Annotated in this window: 14 protein-coding genes and 1 pseudogene; 8 read left to right on the forward strand and 7 right to left on the reverse strand. The window is 64.8% G+C overall.

Annotation, left to right across the window (positions count from 1 at the left end; all coding sequences use genetic code 11):
* A partial coding sequence (locus I55_RS31780) for an SDR family oxidoreductase (RefSeq protein WP_044564750.1) occupies positions 1-439 on the reverse strand: 439 nt, incomplete at its 3' end.
* A 236-nt stretch (positions 440-675) separates the two neighbouring features.
* On the opposite strand from I55_RS31780, the gene I55_RS31785 reads away from it, so the two are divergent.
* Together I55_RS31785 and gmk are read left to right on the forward strand one after the other, a co-directional pair.
* Positions 676-1,545 carry a YicC/YloC family endoribonuclease gene (locus tag I55_RS31785; RefSeq protein ID WP_044564751.1) on the forward strand — a complete coding sequence of 290 codons (870 nt, stop codon included), beginning with the start codon at positions 676-678 and terminating at the stop codon, positions 1,543-1,545.
* A 2-nt stretch (positions 1,546-1,547) separates the two neighbouring features.
* A complete protein-coding gene (gene gmk, locus I55_RS31790) occupies positions 1,548-2,219 on the forward strand; it encodes a guanylate kinase (RefSeq protein ID WP_376739218.1) in 672 nt (223 codons plus the stop codon).
* A gap of 22 nt (positions 2,220-2,241) precedes the next feature.
* On the opposite strand, the gene I55_RS31795 is transcribed toward gmk, so the two are convergent.
* Positions 2,242-3,681, reverse strand: coding sequence for an MATE family efflux transporter (locus I55_RS31795; RefSeq protein ID WP_044564738.1), 1,440 nt, complete (start codon positions 3,679-3,681; stop codon positions 2,242-2,244).
* Between the two features lie 114 nt (positions 3,682-3,795).
* On the opposite strand from I55_RS31795, the gene I55_RS31800 reads away from it, so the two are divergent.
* Positions 3,796-4,233, forward strand: a complete 438-nt coding sequence (locus I55_RS31800; protein WP_044564739.1) for a MarR family winged helix-turn-helix transcriptional regulator — start codon at positions 3,796-3,798, stop codon at positions 4,231-4,233.
* Between the two features lie 9 nt (positions 4,234-4,242).
* Here the strand turns inward: I55_RS31800 and I55_RS31805 are convergent, their stop codons facing one another.
* Together I55_RS31805 and I55_RS31810 are read right to left on the reverse strand one after the other, a co-directional pair.
* Positions 4,243-5,115: a hypothetical protein gene (locus tag I55_RS31805; protein WP_148294085.1), complete on the reverse strand. Its 873-nt coding sequence runs from the start codon at positions 5,113-5,115 to the stop codon at positions 4,243-4,245.
* Positions 5,116-5,206: 91 nt separating this feature from the next.
* Positions 5,207-6,145, reverse strand: a complete 939-nt coding sequence (locus I55_RS31810) for a GlxA family transcriptional regulator (protein WP_044564741.1) — start codon at positions 6,143-6,145, stop codon at positions 5,207-5,209.
* 138 nt (positions 6,146-6,283) lie between these two features.
* Between I55_RS31810 and I55_RS31815 the strand changes: the two genes are divergently transcribed.
* The 3 genes from I55_RS31815 to I55_RS36625 all read left to right on the forward strand — a co-directional run bounded on the left by I55_RS31815 (position 6,284) and on the right by I55_RS36625 (position 9,990).
* Positions 6,284-7,087: an SDR family oxidoreductase gene (locus tag I55_RS31815; protein WP_044564742.1), complete on the forward strand. Its 804-nt coding sequence runs from the start codon at positions 6,284-6,286 to the stop codon at positions 7,085-7,087.
* A gap of 216 nt (positions 7,088-7,303) precedes the next feature.
* Positions 7,304-8,923, forward strand: coding sequence for a DUF3696 domain-containing protein (locus I55_RS36620; protein ID WP_148294086.1), 1,620 nt, complete (start codon positions 7,304-7,306; stop codon positions 8,921-8,923).
* A 14-nt stretch (positions 8,924-8,937) separates the two neighbouring features.
* Complete coding sequence (locus I55_RS36625; protein ID WP_148294087.1) at positions 8,938-9,990, forward strand: hypothetical protein; 1,053 nt, start codon at positions 8,938-8,940, stop codon at positions 9,988-9,990.
* 7 nt (positions 9,991-9,997) lie between these two features.
* Here the strand turns inward: I55_RS36625 and I55_RS31820 are convergent, their stop codons facing one another.
* Together I55_RS31820 and I55_RS37955 are read right to left on the reverse strand one after the other, a co-directional pair.
* The gene (locus tag I55_RS31820) at positions 9,998-12,451 is read right to left on the reverse strand and encodes a penicillin-binding protein 1A (protein ID WP_044564743.1); all 2,454 of its coding nucleotides are present in this window, start codon (positions 12,449-12,451) and stop codon (positions 9,998-10,000) included.
* A gap of 147 nt (positions 12,452-12,598) precedes the next feature.
* Positions 12,599-13,135: an N-acetylmuramoyl-L-alanine amidase gene (locus I55_RS37955; RefSeq protein ID WP_083901602.1), complete on the reverse strand. Its 537-nt coding sequence runs from the start codon at positions 13,133-13,135 to the stop codon at positions 12,599-12,601.
* Positions 13,136-13,302: 167 nt separating this feature from the next.
* Here I55_RS37955 and I55_RS37960 point away from each other — a divergent pair, with 167 nt between their 5' ends.
* Positions 13,303-13,812 (forward strand): hypothetical protein, encoded by a 510-nt coding sequence (locus tag I55_RS37960; RefSeq protein ID WP_049974708.1) that lies wholly within the window; start codon positions 13,303-13,305, stop codon positions 13,810-13,812.
* Here I55_RS37960 and I55_RS39635 read toward each other — a convergent pair.
* Positions 13,704-13,937 (reverse strand): annotated as a pseudogene (locus tag I55_RS39635) (N-acetylmuramoyl-L-alanine amidase); the annotation flags it as partial. The gene I55_RS37960 and the pseudogene I55_RS39635 sit on opposite strands and share 109 nt — an antisense overlap.
* Positions 13,938-14,675: 738 nt before the next feature.
* On the opposite strand from I55_RS39635, the gene I55_RS31830 reads away from it, so the two are divergent.
* The gene (locus tag I55_RS31830; protein ID WP_044564744.1) at positions 14,676-17,843 is read left to right on the forward strand and encodes a ribonuclease E/G; all 3,168 of its coding nucleotides are present in this window, start codon (positions 14,676-14,678) and stop codon (positions 17,841-17,843) included.
* Positions 17,844-17,886 lie beyond the last annotated feature (43 nt).

A 17,886-nucleotide genomic window follows, 5' to 3' on the forward strand; every position in this document is an offset into this window, starting at 1 on the left:
CGGCCAGCGAGGACATGAGCGCCAGTTGGCCGCGCTTGCGCACCACCATGCGGGGAATCAGGGGATGGATGGTGTTCAGCACCCCCTCGATATTCACCGCCAAGATGCGACGCGCCTGTTCCTCCGTCTCGCCCAGCATGCCCTCGCCACCCCCGCCGGTGCCGCCGGAAATGCCGGCGTTGGCGATGGCCAGGTCGATGGGCACGCCGTCGTCGGCGGCCTGGATCCAGTCGCCCAGGGCCTGGCGGTCCAGCACGTCCAGCGCGGCGGCGGTCACCCGGGCGCCCTTGGCGCGCGCGGCCTCCGCCACGGCGTCCAGCCGGCCCTGGTCCCGCCCCGTCAGCCACAGTTGGCGCCCCCGCGCGGCGTAACCCAGCGCCAGGGCCTCACCGATCCCGCTGGAGGCCCCGGTGATCAGAATACTGGTCGGCGACTGCACCCCGTCCCCCCTCGCTCATCCCCGTCTGGCGGCGTGAAACGCAAGGGCGGGCCCCACCCCAGGCCCTTGCTTGTTTGTCGCCGCCGCCACGGGCTATAACCCTTGGCACTCAGACGATGCAGCATGTCTCGCCGCCGGTCCAGCCGGCAGCGCGGGGCAGGATGCCCCCGTCCCCCTCCCACCACCCTTCCACCCCGGGGACCCGCCCTTTGACCAAACCCTCCGCCATCGCCAGCATGACCGGCTTCGCCCGCGCCGAAGGGGCGGCTGGCGCCACCTCCTGGATCATCGAGGTGAAAAGCGTGAACGGCCGCGCGTTGGACCTGCGTACCCGCCAGCCATCCGGTCTGGACGGGGTCGAGGCCCTGGCCCGCGCGGAAGTGAACCGGCTGATCCGCCGTGGCAACGTCACCCTGAACGTCACCGTCAGCCGCACGGCCACCACCGCGCCGCTGCGCCTGAACCGCGAATTCCTGGCCCAGGTGCTGGAGCTGGCCCGCGAGATCGAGGGCGCGGGCGCCGCCCCGCCCCGGCTGGACGCCCTGCTGTCCGTCCGCGGCGTCATCGACACGGGCGAGGAGACGGAACAGCCGGAGGACCGGGCGGCGCTTGAGGCCGCCATCGGCAAGACCGTGACGCAGGCCATCCTGGCGCTCAGCACCGCCCGTGCGGCCGAGGGCGCGCGCCTGGTCACCGTGCTGAGCGGCCACCTGGAAGAAATCGCCACCCTGACCGAGGCCGCCGCCAACACCGCCGCGCTGCAGCCGGCCGCCTTGCGCGACAAGCTGAAGGCGCAGGTCCAGGCCCTGCTGGAGGCGGTGCCCGCCCTGCCGGAAGAGCGCCTGGCCCAGGAAGCCGCCTTGCTGATCGCCAAGGCCGACGTCCAGGAGGAGCTGGACCGCCTGCGCGCCCACATCGCCCAGGCCCGCGAGATGCTGGCCGAGGGCGGTGCCGTGGGCCGGCGGCTGGACTTCCTGTGCCAGGAATTCAACCGCGAAGCCAACACCCTCTGTTCCAAGTCCGCCGACGTGGAACTGACCCGCATCGGGCTGTCCCTGAAGGCAACGATCGAGCAGTTCCGCGAACAGGTCCAGAATATCGAATGAGCATGTCCACCATGACCGCCGACACCCCGCCCACCGCCCTGCCCCCCTACATGCACCGCCGTGGCCTGATGCTGGTGCTGTCCTCCCCCTCGGGTGCGGGCAAGACCACCATCGCCCGCCGCCTGCTGGAGCAGGACCAGGAACTGACCATGTCGGTCTCCGCCACCACCCGCGCCAAGCGGCCGGGCGAGGTGGCGGGCGTGGACTATCACTTCACCAGCCTGACCGAGTTCGACCTGATGGTGAACCAGGGCAAGTTGCTGGAATACGCCAAGGTCTTCGACAACTACTACGGCACCCCGCGCGAACCGGTGGAGCAGGCGCTGGCTGGCGGCCGCGACGTGCTGTTCGACATCGACTGGCAGGGCACCCAGCAGCTGAAGGAAAAGGCCCGGGACGACCTGGTCAGCATCTTCATCCTGCCGCCCTCGGCCCGGGAGCTGGAACGCCGGCTGACCTCCCGCGCCCAGGACAGCCAGGCGGAAATCGCCAAGCGCATGAGCAAGGCCTCCAACGAGATGAGCCACTGGGCGGAGTATGACTACGTCATCATCAACCATGACGTGGACACCTCCGTCGCCAAGGCCCACGCCATCCTGACGGCCGAACGCCTGGTGCGCCGCCGCCAGGTGGGCCTGTCGGAGTTCGTGAAGGGCCTGCAGGCGGGGGTGTGACCACTCTCCCCGGCTGCGCTGATCACTCCCGCCCCGGCCGCCAGATGGCGCCGGTCAGGGTGGCGATGACGCAGAGAGCGGCGGAGGTGACGGACGCGGCCGCCACGATGGCGAACAGGGTGCCGAGGCCGGCGCCGAAGCCCGCCACCGCCAGCCAGCCCAGGCCCGCCGCCACGATCAGGCGGGCCGTTCCCGCCAGGAAGGCCCACAGGGGCCGGCCACCGCCCTGCGAGGCGAAGCCCAGGATGAAGGTCAACCCCACGGCGCCGTAGACCGGGCCGACGGTGCGCAGGTAATGGGCACCATGGGCCAGCACGGCGGGGTCGTGGCTGAACAGGTCGACCCAGGCGGCCGGCCACAACGCCACGGCCAGGCCGATCGCCTCCGTCACCCCGGCACCGATCAGGGCGCCGATCCAGGCGGCGCGGCGGGCACGGGCCTGGTCACCCGCCCCCATGGCCGTGCCGACCAGCGTCAGCACCGCCGTGCCCAGGCCGAACAGCAGCGGGATCAGCAGGTAATCCAGCCGGGAGCCCATGCCGAAACCGGCCAGGGCGTCGGTGCCGAAGCGGCCGACGGCACCGGTGACCAGGATGGTGATCAGGTTCAGTTGCAGGGCGCTGAGGGCGGAGACGACGCCCACACCCAGGATGTCACGGAATAGCCGTCCCTCCAGCGGCACCCGGCGCAGCGTCAGGCCCGACCGGCCACGCGCCATGTAGGCCAGCAGCACGCTCGCCGCCACGGTGTAGTAGCCGCTGACCGCGATGCCGGCGCCGGCGATGCCGAAGCCCTGGAAGCGCCCGATGCCAAAGATGAGGAAGGGCGACAGCGGGATCATGACCACCGCCCCCACCAGGGTCACCAGCGCGGGCACCCGCACATTGCCGATACCGCGCAGCACCGCTGACATCAGGTTGATGATCCACAGCGGCACGGCGCCGGCGAACAGCCAGCCTGAATAGGACAGCGCGGCGTCCAGGGCGCCACCGGTGCCGCCCAGCAGGCGGTACAGCGCCGGGCCGCCCAGCCGCAGACCCAGGGTAAAGGCCAACCCGAAGGCGATGGCCAGCGCCAGAGCATGGAACACCAGGGCGTTGGCATCGCGCACCCGCCCTGCCCCCATGGCCCGCGACACCGCCGCCGCCACGCCGCCGCCGATGCCGCCGGCCGCCACCATGGTCATCAGCATGGAGACAGGCAGCACCAGCGCCGCCCCCACCAGGGCGTCCGTGCCCAGGGCGCTGACATAATAGGTCTCCGCCACGCTCACCGCCGTCTGGATCACCAACACTGCGATGGTGGGCAGGGCCAGGCGCAGCATCGTCGGCACGATAGCCCCGTGCAGCAAGGCGTGGCGCGCGGCCGTCGCCGGCTTGACTGCGGGAGACGGCGGCCTCGTGGCGCCCTCCCCGGCCCCGGTCACCACCTCCGCCGGCGTGGTGCTGATGTCGCTGGTCATGATTCTCGTCCCCATCTGCATGGAATAAGAGGATATGCTCTTATATAGGCGCATATACTCCCATATGGCGCGATACGCTAGCGCCTGATAGAACAGCGGCGGAAGGAGAGCGGAATGAGTTTCGACCAGCAGCGCGACGGCGTCGCCCATTGCAACTGCGGCGCCCTACGGCGGGCGGCGCGGCGAATGACCAATTTCTATGACGCCAAGCTGGCGCCCACCGGTCTGCGCATAACGCAGTTCTCGATGCTGGCAATGGTGTACGAGGCCGGCACGCTGTCAGTGAACGAGATGGCGGCGCGCCTGGATCTGGACCGCACCACCACCGGCAAGAATCTGCGCCCGCTGGAGCGGGAGGGCCTGATCCAGACCACCCCCTGCCCCACCGACCGGCGCAGCCATGAGATCACCCTGACCGACAAAGGCCGCGAGGCCTTGCGCGCGGGCACCCCCCTATGGCGGGAAGCCCAGCGGGAATTCGAGGCGGCCAACGGCGAGGATGAGGCGGCCGCCCTGCGCAAGACACTGGGCGGCCTGAGCATCCCAACCTGACCGGTCCGCCTAGAACGAGACTCGGCCGGTGAAAACCCAGGCGTGATCCAAGGTTGGCGTCAGGGCCGGCTCGCGCTGCAGTGACGGCGATACGGCGAATTGGTAACCGAAGCCGAAATTGGCCTTGGAATGGCCGCCCAGCGGAAAGCGGCCGAAGATGATGCCGGGTGTCAGCAGCACCTGGTTCTTGCCATCGCGCAGGCCGCCCGACCAGTAGGTGTCATTCACCTCCAGCTCCGGCCAGAAATAATCGGCGACGTGGTACTGGAGCGTGAGGTTGGTCGCCACCGCCTTGCCGATGGTGGTCTCATGCGCCATGGGAAAGGCGATGCCCACGGTGCCCTGCACGTCGAAGCGGCCGAAGCCCTTTCCAGCGGCCAGGGTCGGCGTCACCAGCCAGGCATCGTTGGTGAAGGCCTTGATGCCCGTTGGCGCCTGGAAGCCGAGGAAGGCGGTGACGATATAGTCGCCCTGCTCCGCATTGGCGGACAGCAGGCGCTGCTTGACCAGCAGGACGGGGTCGTCGCCGAAGCCCTGCGCCGGCTTCACGGTGCTGCGCACCTGGTAGGGCGGGATGTTCAGCACCACCTCGGTCGTCGCCGTCGGGATCAGTTCCAGGCCCTTGCCGCCGCCATAGCTGCGGACCATGGCGCCTGTGCCCTGGTACTGGTTGGTCTGGTCAAACCGGAATTCCTGCTCCAGCCGCGGGGTCACCGTGACCAGCGGCGTGACCCAGCTGGGCTGGGTGGATTGGGCCTGGTCCACGCGGGTGTACCAGGTGTTGAAATAGTCGCTGATGACGTCGGCGGCTTCTGCCTGTGCCGGACCGGCAAGGACAAGCAAACTTGACACCACAGCGCCAACGGCAGTGTGACGGATCATGATGAGGGCTCCTACGGGATTTTCGTTATATTCTCCCGTATATATCCCTCACGCCCAGACACCGATTAAATTAGCTTTTAATTGAACGGCGTCAGGCGATCAGCCGCGCCGCCCGCTGGAATGCCTGGGGCGGCTGGCCGAAGGCGCGCAGGAAGGCGCGGCGCATCCGCTCGCGATCCCCGAAGCCAGTTTCCCGCACGATGATCTCGATGGGGTGGTTTCCCTCCTCCATCATCACCCGCGCCGCCTCCAGCCGCAGGTTCTCGACCGCCTTGGCGGGCGACTGGCCGGTTTCGGCATGGAAGGCGCGGCTGAATTGCCGGGGGCTGAGGTGCGCCACCTCCGCCAGACGTTCCACCGACAGGTCTTCCCGCAGATGCTCGCGGGCGTGGCGCAGGGCCGTCTGGATGCGGTCGGACCGGGGCTCCAGTTCCAGCAGGGCGGAGAACTGGGACTGTCCTCCGGGCCGGCGATGGTAGACCACCATCTTGCGCGCCACGGCGCGGGAGATGTCGGCGCCCAGGTCCGCCTCCACCAGGGCCAGCGCCAGGTCGATGCCGGCGGTCATGCCGGCGGAAGTCCAGATGGGCCCGTCCTGGGTGAAGATGCGGTCCTCCTCCATCCGCACGCGGGGGAAGTCCCGCTGCAAGGCGCGCGCGACCATCCAGTGGGTGGTGGCGCGACGCCCGTCCAGCAGCCCCGCCTGGGCCAGGACCAGGGCGCCGGTGCAGATGCTGGCGGTCCGGCGGGACGCGCGCGACGCCGCCCCCACCAGGTCCACCAGGCTGGCCGGCACCGAGTCCATCTCCAGGGCCCCCGCCACCATCAGTGTGTCATAGGCCGGATCGCCCGGCGCATCGGTTTCCACCGCCACGCCGGAGGAACTGACCACCCGGCCGCCCCCCTCCGACACCAGGTGGACGTCATAGACCGGCGTCCCGCTGATGCCGTTCGCGACCTCAAATACCGTGACCACCACCAAGTCCAGGATTTGGAATCCGGGAAAGACGACTATGCCGACGCGCTTCATGGGGCCCCTCCGGTCATGGCAGCAGCTGATGTCCTAAAACATGGCATCAATGACATTCAGGTCGGAAGGCTGCGCCGGTATCTTGCCCTTGTCAACGCCGGCGCCCCGCCGGCGGCAACCGAGCAAGGAAACCCCGTCATGAGCACCACCATCTCCAAGGGCACCGCCGTCGTCACCGGCGCCTCCTCCGGCATCGGCGCGGTCTACGCCGACCGCTTGGCCCGCCGCGGCTATGACCTGATCCTGGTGGCCCGCAACGCCGCCCGCCTGCGGGAGCGTGCCCAGCGCCTGGCCGCCGAAACCGGCCGCACGGTGGAGGTGCTGGCCGCCGACCTGACCAGGCCCGCCGACCTGCGCGCCGTGGAGGCCCGGTTGCGTGAGGATCACCGCATCACCGCCCTGGTCAACAATGCCGGCGTGGGCGCCGCCGCCCCTTTGCTGGACGCCGACGTCGACGCCATGGAGGCGATGATCCATCTGAACGTGACGGCGCTGACCCGCCTGACCCACGCGGCCGTGCCCGGCCTGGTGAAGCGCGGAGGCGGCCTGGTGATCAACATCGCCTCCATCGCCGGCATCGCGCCGGAAATCCTGAACGGCACCTACGGCGGCACCAAGGCCTTCGTCGTCGCCTTCACCCAGTCGCTGCACCATGAACTGGCGGGCAAGGGCCTGCGCGCCCAGGCGGTGCTGCCCGGCGCCACGCGGACGGAGTTCTGGGATGTGGCCGGCGTACCGGTGGACCACCTGCCGCAGGAAATCGTGATGCCGGCGGAGGAGATGGTGGACGCCGCCCTCACTGGCCTGGACCAGGGCGAACTGATCACCATCCCGGCATTGCCCGACCTGGCCGACTGGCAGGCTTACGAGGACGCCCGCCAGAAGCTGAAGCCCAACCTGTCGCGCAGCGAGGCGGCCGCTCGGCTGAAGCCGGCCGCGTGAGACTGAATGCTATAAATCGGCCGCTCCAGCAATAGGGTGGTCGATTTATATTATAAATTGGCTGTCGCCATGCTTTTCCAAATTAGCCTCAATTGAAATTAAGAGTCGAACACCTTAAACAAATCTTGCACGCTACTCGCATGATTATTTCTAGTTGAAAATATCATTCACATATGTATCATAGAGCTCCCGCTTCACTTGGTGGTTGCCAGCTCCATGCTTAGCGAAATTTCTATAGAGAACTTTAAGGCATTTGGCGCTAAGAGTCACATCCCCCTTGCGCCGATAACTCTTATTTATGGCCCGAATAGCTCTGGGAAAAGTTCGATTATCCAATCTATACTTTTGCTAAAACAAACTATTGAGAGCAGAAATTCCGGACAGATTCTACTGCCAAGGCTTGAGAATGGAATAGTTGATCTTGGAAGTTTCCAAGAAATGGTTTTTGACCATAACTTGGAAAACACCATGTCCATTAGAGTTGCGCCAAAACCTTATATGTCCAACAAATTATTTGAGAAAATTGGGGCATTCTCTCTTGAGTTTTCCTTTAGGCGCCGAACGCAAAAAGAAGAAATATCTATTGCTAGAATATCTATCTGGTCAAATTCAACTAGGTCGTACGTTGCTCATTATGAAGTGAGCCCTGAGAAGCCCAATTCGTCAAAAATCTTTTCCATGAGGGCGGGCGCCGTCGTTAATTCTAATATTACTCACTGTGCAATATGCACATATTTAACTACGGAACCTAGATTCTGGCATGACTCTTTCGAATACGTAAGGAAAAATAAGAAAAATATATTGTCTCATTTGGAGATGATGCTTAAAGACATAGAGAGGAAAGGACCGCATTTTAGAAAATTATTCATTTTTGGGCGACCTGACAAAGCTAATAATAGCGAAAAATATTGGAGCGATCTTATAAATAAGTTTATTGACATGATAAAAACAGAATTCTCTATAGAAGAATGGGCAATCTTTTCCGCTCAGATATTCAAAAAATCGCCGATATATCTGAGCGGACTACTTCCATCAGGAGGAGATCCATCATTTGATGTATATGATACGTTGATTCAGTTTGATACAGAGAAGAGACAGAGTTCAATATTAGATATTTCGAATATTATATTCCCAAATCCTTCAACAATAGCCATATCTGGAGCAATAGATTTATCTCAAAGAATATCTGAGGTATTTCCATTGGGACCATTTAGAAAGGCCCCGGCAAGGTACTATGTATTTACAGGAACAAGCCCTACAGACGTCGGATATAGCGGTAAGGCTATGCCAGATTTATTGCTAAGGAACCCAAAACTGCTAAAAAGAGTAAATCACTGGCTAGATAAGCTGGAGGTTGGCTATCAACTCAGAGTCAAGAAGCTTGGAAAAGACAAAGACCTATTTGAGATGCGCCTTATCGACACAATTCGCGGTAATAAAGTTGATATTGGGCTAACTGACGTAGGATATGGCATTAGCCAAATATTGCCTTTTGTTGTTCAGTCTTTTGCTAGAAATAATCATATTATCGCTATAGAGCAGCCAGAAGTTCATATTCACCCAAGATTACAAGCCGACATCGGCGATATGATCCTAGAATCTTCAAGACTGCCAATTGGAAATCAGTTTATCATTGAAACTCATAGCGAACATTTAATCTTAAGAATGTTAAGGCTAATTCGTGACGGCCGACTGAAGCCCAACATGCTGAGTGTTCTTTTTGTCGAAAGAACCAAAGAGGGTTCCAAGGTAAAGCCAATTAGAATTGCAGAAGATGGGGGGCTAATCGATGAGTGGCCGGGCGGCTTCTTTCCGGAAAGACTCAGAGAAATATAACTAAGGATATTAAAATGCTTTATTACGCCATAATCGACTATGACGTTCTTGATGACCAGATCACTTCCGACGCACCTCACTACCACTCTTTAATGTATATTATAAAAGCGATAAACCAAAATATGCGGATTATCCTAGATAAAAATGGGAAGATAAAAGATCACTATAAAGACAGCCTAATGAAAATGGCCAATGGAAAAGGGAATGCTCCCTATATATCAGCCCTCATGACCGATATATTAAAGGCTGGCAGCAAAAGCATAGTCAACATATCATTAAGCAGGGGAACCATACCGGAGACTCTATCTAGTTTGGCCGATACCTGGCCGGCAGATTGGGCAATTGTAGAGAAGCCATCCAGCCGTTTTACATGTACTCAGATCGAAGCATCCACCTTCATGACGAGCCCCATCGACAAATGTCGCGAAGAGATAGCCTTTAACGGTCTAGACGTACAAGCCTGCGATGAAAAGGTCGTGAAAGAGCATATTCGCCGTTTGGTGCACAAATCTGAAAACGTCACCATTATAGATAAATTCTTTGGATCGGCCTCCGAGAACACACCTTTTAAAAAGGGAATTGAATTAATAATCGACTGCTGGATAGAAAGTGGCGCGCTTCAGAATCCCAACCCAACCATTCACATCATCACGTCCATGGGAAAAGACACTGGAACTCCGACCAGCAAACCAGAATTGGACAGAGTATCAGAATATCGCAGAGCATTTATTGATAAATTCCAGAGGTCTGTGATTTCAGATCTCAGAAATAAATACGACAACAGGAATATTACGTTGAAAATACACTTTAAATTAGATGACTCTAAGGAGAAAATACTCCACGATAGGTTTATAATTTCGCAAAATGGCGCGGCAAGGCTGACAAGGGGAATTGATTTCGCGTGCAGAAGCGGCGAATTTAGCTTTCAGTCTATTAAAAATGAACCCTGCCGCATGAATCACGCACAGAATTGTCTAGCACTGCCAGATGCACTTGAGCCCATCGAACTCAAATTTAGACAACCTCTTACAAAAACTAAAGCCTCTGGACACCGCAGATTTCGATAGTGCGGCTTCAATAAACAGTCCCGGTCCCCGTCCCCATCTGGGTGCCCTGCTGCTGCGCCGCCGGTGTCGCCTGCACCCAGACGCTGCCGCCGTCGCCGCCGTCCAGCACGCCTTCGCCACCCTTGGGCTCGGTGCCGGGGATGAAAGCCTCCCAGATGGCCTTGCGGTCGCCGGGTTCGGCCAGGCGGCCCGTCTCCGGGTTCACGCGCACCAGGCGCACGCCGGGCGGCACGCGGAAGGGCAGCGAGGGCTTGTCGGCCAGCGCCGTCTGCATGAACTCCTTGAAGATCGGCACGGCGACGGAGGCGCCCGTCTCATGATCGCCCAGGGAGCGCGGCTGATCGTAGCCGGTGAAGACACCGAATACCAGGTCAGGGGAGAAGCCGACGAACCAGGCGTCCTGGCTGTCGTTGGTGGTGCCGGTCTTGCCCGCCAGGGTCTTGCCCAGCACCCGCAGTTGCGCCGCCGTGCCGCGATCCACCACGCCCTGCAGGATGTTGACGATCTGGTAGACGGTGCGCGGATCCTCGATCTGCGCGCGCGTGTCGGGCACGTCGGGCACCGCGCCCACGTCGGCGCTGGCGTCCACCGAGCCCGGCGTCAGCTGGCAGCCCTCGCAGGCCCGCTGGTCGTGGCGGTAGATGGTCTTGCCGGCGGCATCCTGGACCCGGTCGACGAAGGTGGGGGTGATGCGCTTGCCGCCGTTGTCCAGCATGGCATAGGCGGTGGTCAACTTCAGCACCGTGGTCTCACCGGCACCCAGCGCCATGGACAGTTCCGGCGCCAGGTGGTCGCTGATGCCGAACAGCTTGGCCTCATTCACCACCGCCTGCATGCCGATGTTCTGCGCCAGGCGCACGGTCATGACGTTGCGTGACTTCTCGATGCCCACGCGCAGCGGCGTCGGGCCATAGAACTGGTCGGTATAGTTGCTGGGCCGCCACTTCTCCTGCCCCGGCCCCTGCTCCAGCGAGAAGGGCGCGTCCAGCACCAGGCTGGACGGGGTGAAGCCCCGGTCCAGCGCCGCCAGGTAGACGAAGGGCTTGAAGGCGGACCCCGGCTGGCGGTTGGCCTGCGTCGCGCGGTTGAAGGCGCTGATGCGGGCGCTGAAGCCGCCGCTCATGGCCAGGACGCGACCGGTGCGCGGATCCATGGCCACGACGGCGCCCTGCAGCTCGGGGACCTGGCGCAGGGCGTAGACGCCGGGAATGGGCGCCGGTTCTTCCGCCTTCTGGCCCTTGGCCGCCGGCTTGGCGTCCGACAGCGCGGGCTCGACCATGACCAGGTCGCCGGCCGACAGCGCGGCGGCGCGCTTGGCCCAGCGCACGTCGGCCGGCTGCAGCTTGCCCTGGCTGCCGTCCTTCAGGCCGATGGTGGCCTCCTCGGCGTCGGCCTTCAGCACCACGGCCAGCTGCCAGCGTTCGCCACCGGCCGGCAGGGTCGCCTTGGCCAGCTGGTCCTGCCAGTTGGCCGGGCCGTCCAGGTGGGCCACCGGACCGCGCCAGCCCTTGCGGCGATCGAACGCCTCCAGCCCATGGCGCAGGGCCTCCACCGCCGCCTGCTGCAGCTTGGGGTCCAAGGTGGTGCGGATGGACAAGCCGCCCTCATACAGCTTGGACTCGCCATAGACCGACAGCAGCTCGCGCCGCACCTCTTCCACGAAGTAATCCGCGTCGACCTGGCCCTCCGCGTGACGGTCGCGGAAGGTCAGCGGCCGGGCCTGCGCCTCCTTGGCCTCGGCGGTGGTGATGTAGCCATCCTCCGCCATGCGGCCCAGCACATAGTTGCGGCGGGCGATGGCGGCGTCGTGGAAGCGGTCGCGGTAGTAGCGGTCGGGCGCCTTGGGCAGGCTGGCCAGGAACGCCGCCTCATCCACCGTCAGCTCATCCAGCGATTTGTTGAAGTAGTTCAGCGCGGCGGCCGCCACGCCGAAGGAGCGGTTGCCCAGGAAAATCTCGTTCAGGTACAGCTCGAGGATGCGGTCCTTGGACAGCGCGTCCTCGATCCGGTAGGAGAGGATGGCCTCCTTGATCTTGCGGACATAGCTGACCTCGTTGTTCAGCAGGAACAGGCGTGTCACCTGCTGGGTGATGGTGCTGGCGCCGATGGGCCGCCGGTCCTGCCCCACGCGTTCCACGTTGGTGGCCATGGCGCGGGCGATGGCCAGCCAGTCCACGCCGCCGTGCTGGTAAAAGTTCTGGTCCTCCGCCGAAACGAAGGCCTGGCGCACGCGCTTGGGGATCAGGCTGATGGGCACGAAAACCCGCCGCTCCGCCGCGAACTCCGCGATCAGCCGGCCGTCGCCGGCCTGCACCCGGGTGGCGGTGGGCGGCTGGTAGTCCACCAGTTGGTGGTAATCCGGCAAGTCGGCCGCATAGTGGCGATAGCCCAGGTACAGGCCGACGCAACCCGCGCCCGCCAGAATCACCAACACGACCAACAGCTTGACGAGAATGCGCATGGAACCGACCGACACCCGCAGGCGATAAGACCGAAAGACGGCGGCACCCTAGCAGGAAGCGCCCGCCCTGTCGCCGTCCGGCCGGCGGCAGCGCGCATGCCCCAGGCGCACGACTGCCGGCAAGCGATCCGGCGCCCCGAGTGTGGCTTATTTGCGGGCGGACTTGCTTCTGGACGGGGACCGACGCGGCCCGAAATAGCTGTCAATGGCCCGCACCATGTCGGCGGCGAAGCGCCGGCGATGGCTGTCGGTGGTCAGGAGGCGGGCGTCCGTGGGATGGGAGAGGTAGCCCATCTCCACCAGGATGGCGGGCACATCCGGCGCGGTCAGCACGGCGAATCCGGCGGAACGCAGGGGGGAGTTCAACAGAGCGATGTCGCGGCCGACCGACTCCACCACCAGGTTGGCCAGGCGGCGCGACTGGTTGCGGGTGTCGCGCTGCGCCAGGTCGATCAGGATGCTGGCCACCTGGACGCTCTGGTCCGCCAGATCCATGCCGACGATGGCGTCGGACCGGTTCTCGCGCTGGGCCAGCATGTCGGCCTCGCGGTCCGTCGCCTTGTCCGACAGGGTGTAGACCGACAGCCCCCGCACTGGCCGGCCCACCACGATATCGGCGTGCAGGGAGATGAACAGGTCGGCACCCAGGGCCCGCGCCTTGCCCGGCCGCTCGCGCAGGGGGATGAAGACCTTCCCTTTCGCGGTTCAGCCCCCGCGGTAGCGGCCGGGGCCTCCAGCGCGGGGGCCAGCACCCTGGCCATGGCCAGGGTGATATCTTCTCATGGTCACCGGTGACCGATGTCGCGCCGGGATCGTCGCCGCCATGGCCAGGATCCAGGACGATCAGGGGGGTGCGGTCGCGCAAGGTGGGCCTGGCCCCCGGCGCGGGGGGCACCATCACCACCGGCGCCGCCTTGGGCGGGGGCGGCGGATCGGGTGGCAGGGTGGGCAGCGCCCCAACCCGGCTGGCGGCCGGCACCACGGCGGCGCCCACCGGCGGCAGCCCCGGCGTCGACGCCTCCGGCAAGATACTGAGGGTCCTTTCCCCGGCGTCAGGGACGCTTCGCGAGGGCGGAGGCGTGCCGGGGCCGACCACGGCCGCCAACAGGCTGCCCAGGTCGCCGTGGGCCAGGTCCAGCACCAGACGGGGCGGGTGGCCGTCACGGGCGGGCAGGAAATCGGCGCTGGCCACGCGCACCGGCCCGTCCGTCTCCAGCACCACCTGGGCGGAGCCGGTCAGGCTGCTGGTCATGCGCACGGCCTTCACCAGGCCGCGGCCATCGCCAGGCAGGGCCGCCTGCCAGGTCACCGCCGGCAGGTCGATGACCACCTGCGTGGGGCTGACGGAGGTGGCAACGTGATAATCCGTGCGCTCGCTCATCTCCAGGACGAAGCGCGTCTGGTCACCCTGCAAGCCCAGGCGCGCGGCCAACACGGCGCTGCGCTTGGGTGCCGCGGGCACGCGCAGCGCCTGGGCTTGGGCCATGTCTATGGTGCCCAGGCTGCCGGCGGACACAACGGCTGGAAGAAAGAGGCAAAGCAGGCTGAGGATGGCCGCCAGGGCCGCCGCCGGGACCGCCCGCCGCGCCCCCCGGTTCCCCAAGAACAAACGCTGTCGACGCCCAAAGGCGGACAAGACGGACTCCCCCGAAATCAAGCGGGACGGGCTTTCATATTCGGCCTTATACCGCCCTTGAATCAATCGGTTCAAGCATGATCATCAGATCTTGTCTAAGAAGCGGCCCTCAAGCGGCATGGGTGGGGCGCCTGGCCAACCCCACTGACCAATCCCAAGCAACCGACCCTGTCATGACCTGCCGCGCAACCCACGATTCTTTCATTGTAGTATGGGGTCCCCCATGCTTATCTTGAAATCGCGACAACCAGCATCCTGGCCCGCCCCTCCCCGGGGCGGGGGCGTCGCCCCCGGTTCCCCGTGCCGCAGCCAGCCAAGTCCGCTGCGATACGGTCCGTGGGTGTGACGCCTCTAGGGATGCTCGGTCCTGTGAAACCACGAAGCTGGCGTCGGCCCTGAACATTTATGGGCCGATGCCAGGTTCCGGTCGCCCGCCCCCCCGCTGGCCGCTTCCTGGAAGCGCCGTTTCGGGGTGTTCTTCCCACGGCGGCGATGGGGACCCGATGCTTCGGCACTAAACGGTGGCACACCGGTGGGTTCGTCCGTCGCGCGGACCCCGCCGTCCCTGTGCCATGAGGATAAAAATAAATGGCCAAGCGTATGCTTGTCGACGCCACGCATCCGGAGCAGACCCGGGTCGTCGTGGTCAATGGTAACAAGCTCGACGAGCTTGATTTCGAAATCGCCAGCCGGAAGCAGCTGAAGGGCAATATCTATCTTGCCAAGGTGATCCGGGTGGAACCGTCGCTGCAGGCGGCCTTCGTGGAATACGGCGGCAACCGCCACGGCTTCCTCGCCTTCTCCGAAATCCATCCCGACTACTACCGCATCCCGGTCGCCGATCGCGAAGCCCTGATCCGCGAGCAGGAAGAGCTGGAGCGTGAGCGCGAGGCGCTGGAGCACGAGGAGGAGGAGGCCCTGCACGCGGCGGAGCATCCGCCCTTGCTGGAGGCCGGCGCCTCCGCCGTCAGCTATGAGGAGGGTGAGGCCCCGGTCGCCGCTTATGAGGCGGTGGCCGACGAGGTCGGCGCCCATGAGACGGTCGCCACCGATCTGGTGGTGCCCGAGGGGCACCCTGAGGACGCCTACGTCCCCGCGGCCCAGCCCCTGACCATCGAGCAGCCCTACATCACCGAGGAACTGCCGGCCGAAGCCATCAGCGGTGACGCCGATGGCGAGACCGCCGCCTACACCGAGGCCCCCTACAGCGAGGGCGAATTCGCCGAGGGTGATGGCGAGGACGACGGTGAGGACGCCGAGGGCGAGGCCGAGGGCGAAGAAGGTGCTGAAGGCGCCGAGTCCGCCGAGGGCGAGAACGCCCGCCAGGGCGGCGACCGCCGCCGCCACCGGGGCCGTCGCGGCCGCCGCGGCCGGAATGATCGCGCGCCGCAGGAAAGCGGCAACGCCGAGGCCGCGCACCATGACGAGGAGGGCGAGGAACGCCGCCGTCCGCGCTCGCTGCGCTCCTACAAGATCCAGGAAGTCATCCGCCGCCGGCAGATCCTGCTGGTGCAGGTGACGAAGGAGGAGCGCGGCACCAAGGGTGCGGCGCTGACCACCTATCTGTCCCTGCCCGGCCGCTACTGCGTGCTGATGCCCAACACCCCCCGGGGCGGCGGCATCTCCCGCAAGATCACCAACCCGCAGGACCGCAAGCGCCTGAAGGAGCTGCTGGAGGAGCTGGACATCCCGAAAGGCATGGCCGTCATCCTGCGCACCGCGGGCATGGAACGGTCCAAGCAGGAGATCAAGCGCGACCTTGAGTATCTGATGCGCCTCTGGGACAACATCCGCGAGCAGACCATGCAAGCGGTGGCGCCGGCGCTGATCTATGAGGAAGCGAACCTCATCAAGCGGTCCATCCGCGACCTGTACGCCAGTGACATCGACGAGGTGCATGTGGACGGCGAGGCGGGCTACCGCACCGCCAAGGACTTCATGCGCATGCTGATGCCCAGCCACGCCAAGAAGATCCAGCAGTACCGCGACGACATTCCGCTGTTCCACCGCTTCCAGGTGGAAAACCAGATCGACGCCATGTTCAATCCCGTGGTGCAGCTGCGCTCGGGCGGGTACATCGTCATCAACCAGACGGAAGCCCTGGTCGCCATCGACGTCAACTCCGGCCGCGCCACCAAGGAGCGGAACATCGAGGAGACTGCGCTGCGCACCAACCTGGAGGCCGCGGAAGAGGTGGCCCGCCAGCTGCGCCTGCGCGACTTGGCCGGCCTGATCGTCATCGACTTCATCGACATGGAGGACGGCCGCAACAACGCCGCGGTCGAAAAGCGCCTGAAGGAGGCCATGAAGGCCGACCGGGCGCGCATCCAGCTGGGTCGCATCTCGCCCTTCGGCCTAATGGAACTGTCACGCCAGCGCCTGCGCCCCAGCCTGCAGGAAATCAACTTCGAGCGCTGCCCGCACTGCGAAGGCACCGGCATGGTGCGCTCGCTGGAAAGTGCCGCCCTGGCCGTCCTGCGCGCCATCGAGGATGAGGGCATCCGCCGCCGGTCAACCGAGATCACGGTCACGGCCGCCAGTTCGGTCACGCTGTACATCCTGAACCAGAAGCGCGACACCCTTACGGCCATTGAGCGCCGCTATGGCATGCGCGTCTTCCTGTCAACCGACGACAGCCTGGTGCCGCCGGACCACCGTTTGGAGCGCATCCGCGCCCGCACGGCCGCCGACGACCAGCCCGCCGCCGCCGTCAGTGCCGAACGCATCTACGCCGAGACCGACCGCGCGCTGGAGCATGTGGACGAGCCCGCCGACGAGGCGGTGGAGGACGAGGTCGAGGAGTCCACGGCGGAGGCCGGCCACGCCGACGGCAACGGTCAGGACCGCCGCCGCCGCCGCCGCCGCCGCCGTGGCGGCCCGGATCGCCCCGAGGGTGCCGTCCAGGCCGCGGAAGCGTCGGAGGACGAGCAGGCCGCCGATGAGGTCGAGCCCGCCGCCACCGAGGACGCCGATGGTGAAGGCGCCGAGGCCATCGATGCCGAAGCCGCCGACGACGGCGCCGAAGGTGAACGTAAAAAGCGCCGCCGTGGCAAGCGGGGCGGTCGCCGTCGCGGTCGCCATGGTGCCGAGGGCGCGGCTGAGGGCGAGGATGCCGAAGGTGGCGAAACCACCGAGGGCTTGAGCGACGGTGAGGCCGAGGCGCCGCTGCCGGCGACCGAACCCGTGGTCGAAGCCCCGGCGGTCGAAGCGGCCCCGGCTGAAACGCCCGTCGCCGAAACCGCCGCCGAGCCCGCGCCTGCGGACGCCGTCGCGGTGGAGCCCACGGCCGAACCGGTGGCGGAAGAAGCGCCGGCCAAGCCCAAGCGCGCCACCCGCAGCCGCAAGAAGGCCGTCCCCGCCGATGAGGCGCCCGCAGCCGAAGCGCCGGCGGTGATCGCCGAGCCGGCCCCAGAAGCGGCCGCCCCGGAAGCGGTCGCGGTGGAGCCCACGGCCGAACCGGTGGCGGAAGAAGCCCCGGCCAAGCCCAAGCGCGCCACCCGCAGCCGCAAGAAGGCCGCCCCGGTCGCCGAGGATGTGCCGGTCGCCACCGAGGCTGCGGCAGTCCCCCTGGTCACCGAAGCGGTTTCGACGGTGGAAGCCGCCGCCCCGGTCGCGGCGGAACCGGTGGCCGAGGCCCCGGCCGCCGTGGCGCCCGAGCCGGAGGCGGACGCCGCTCCGGCGGTCCACCCCTCGGTGGAGCTGAATCCGGTGGTGGAACAGCCCAGGAAGGGCTGGTGGAATCGCATCCTGAAGTAGGTCCGCGCTGGACATACGTCCTACTGCCATAATCCTAAAAGAA

The sequence above is a fragment of the Azospirillum sp. B4 genome (assembly GCF_000333275.1).
Lineage (GTDB): Bacteria > Pseudomonadota > Alphaproteobacteria > Azospirillales > Azospirillaceae > Nitrospirillum.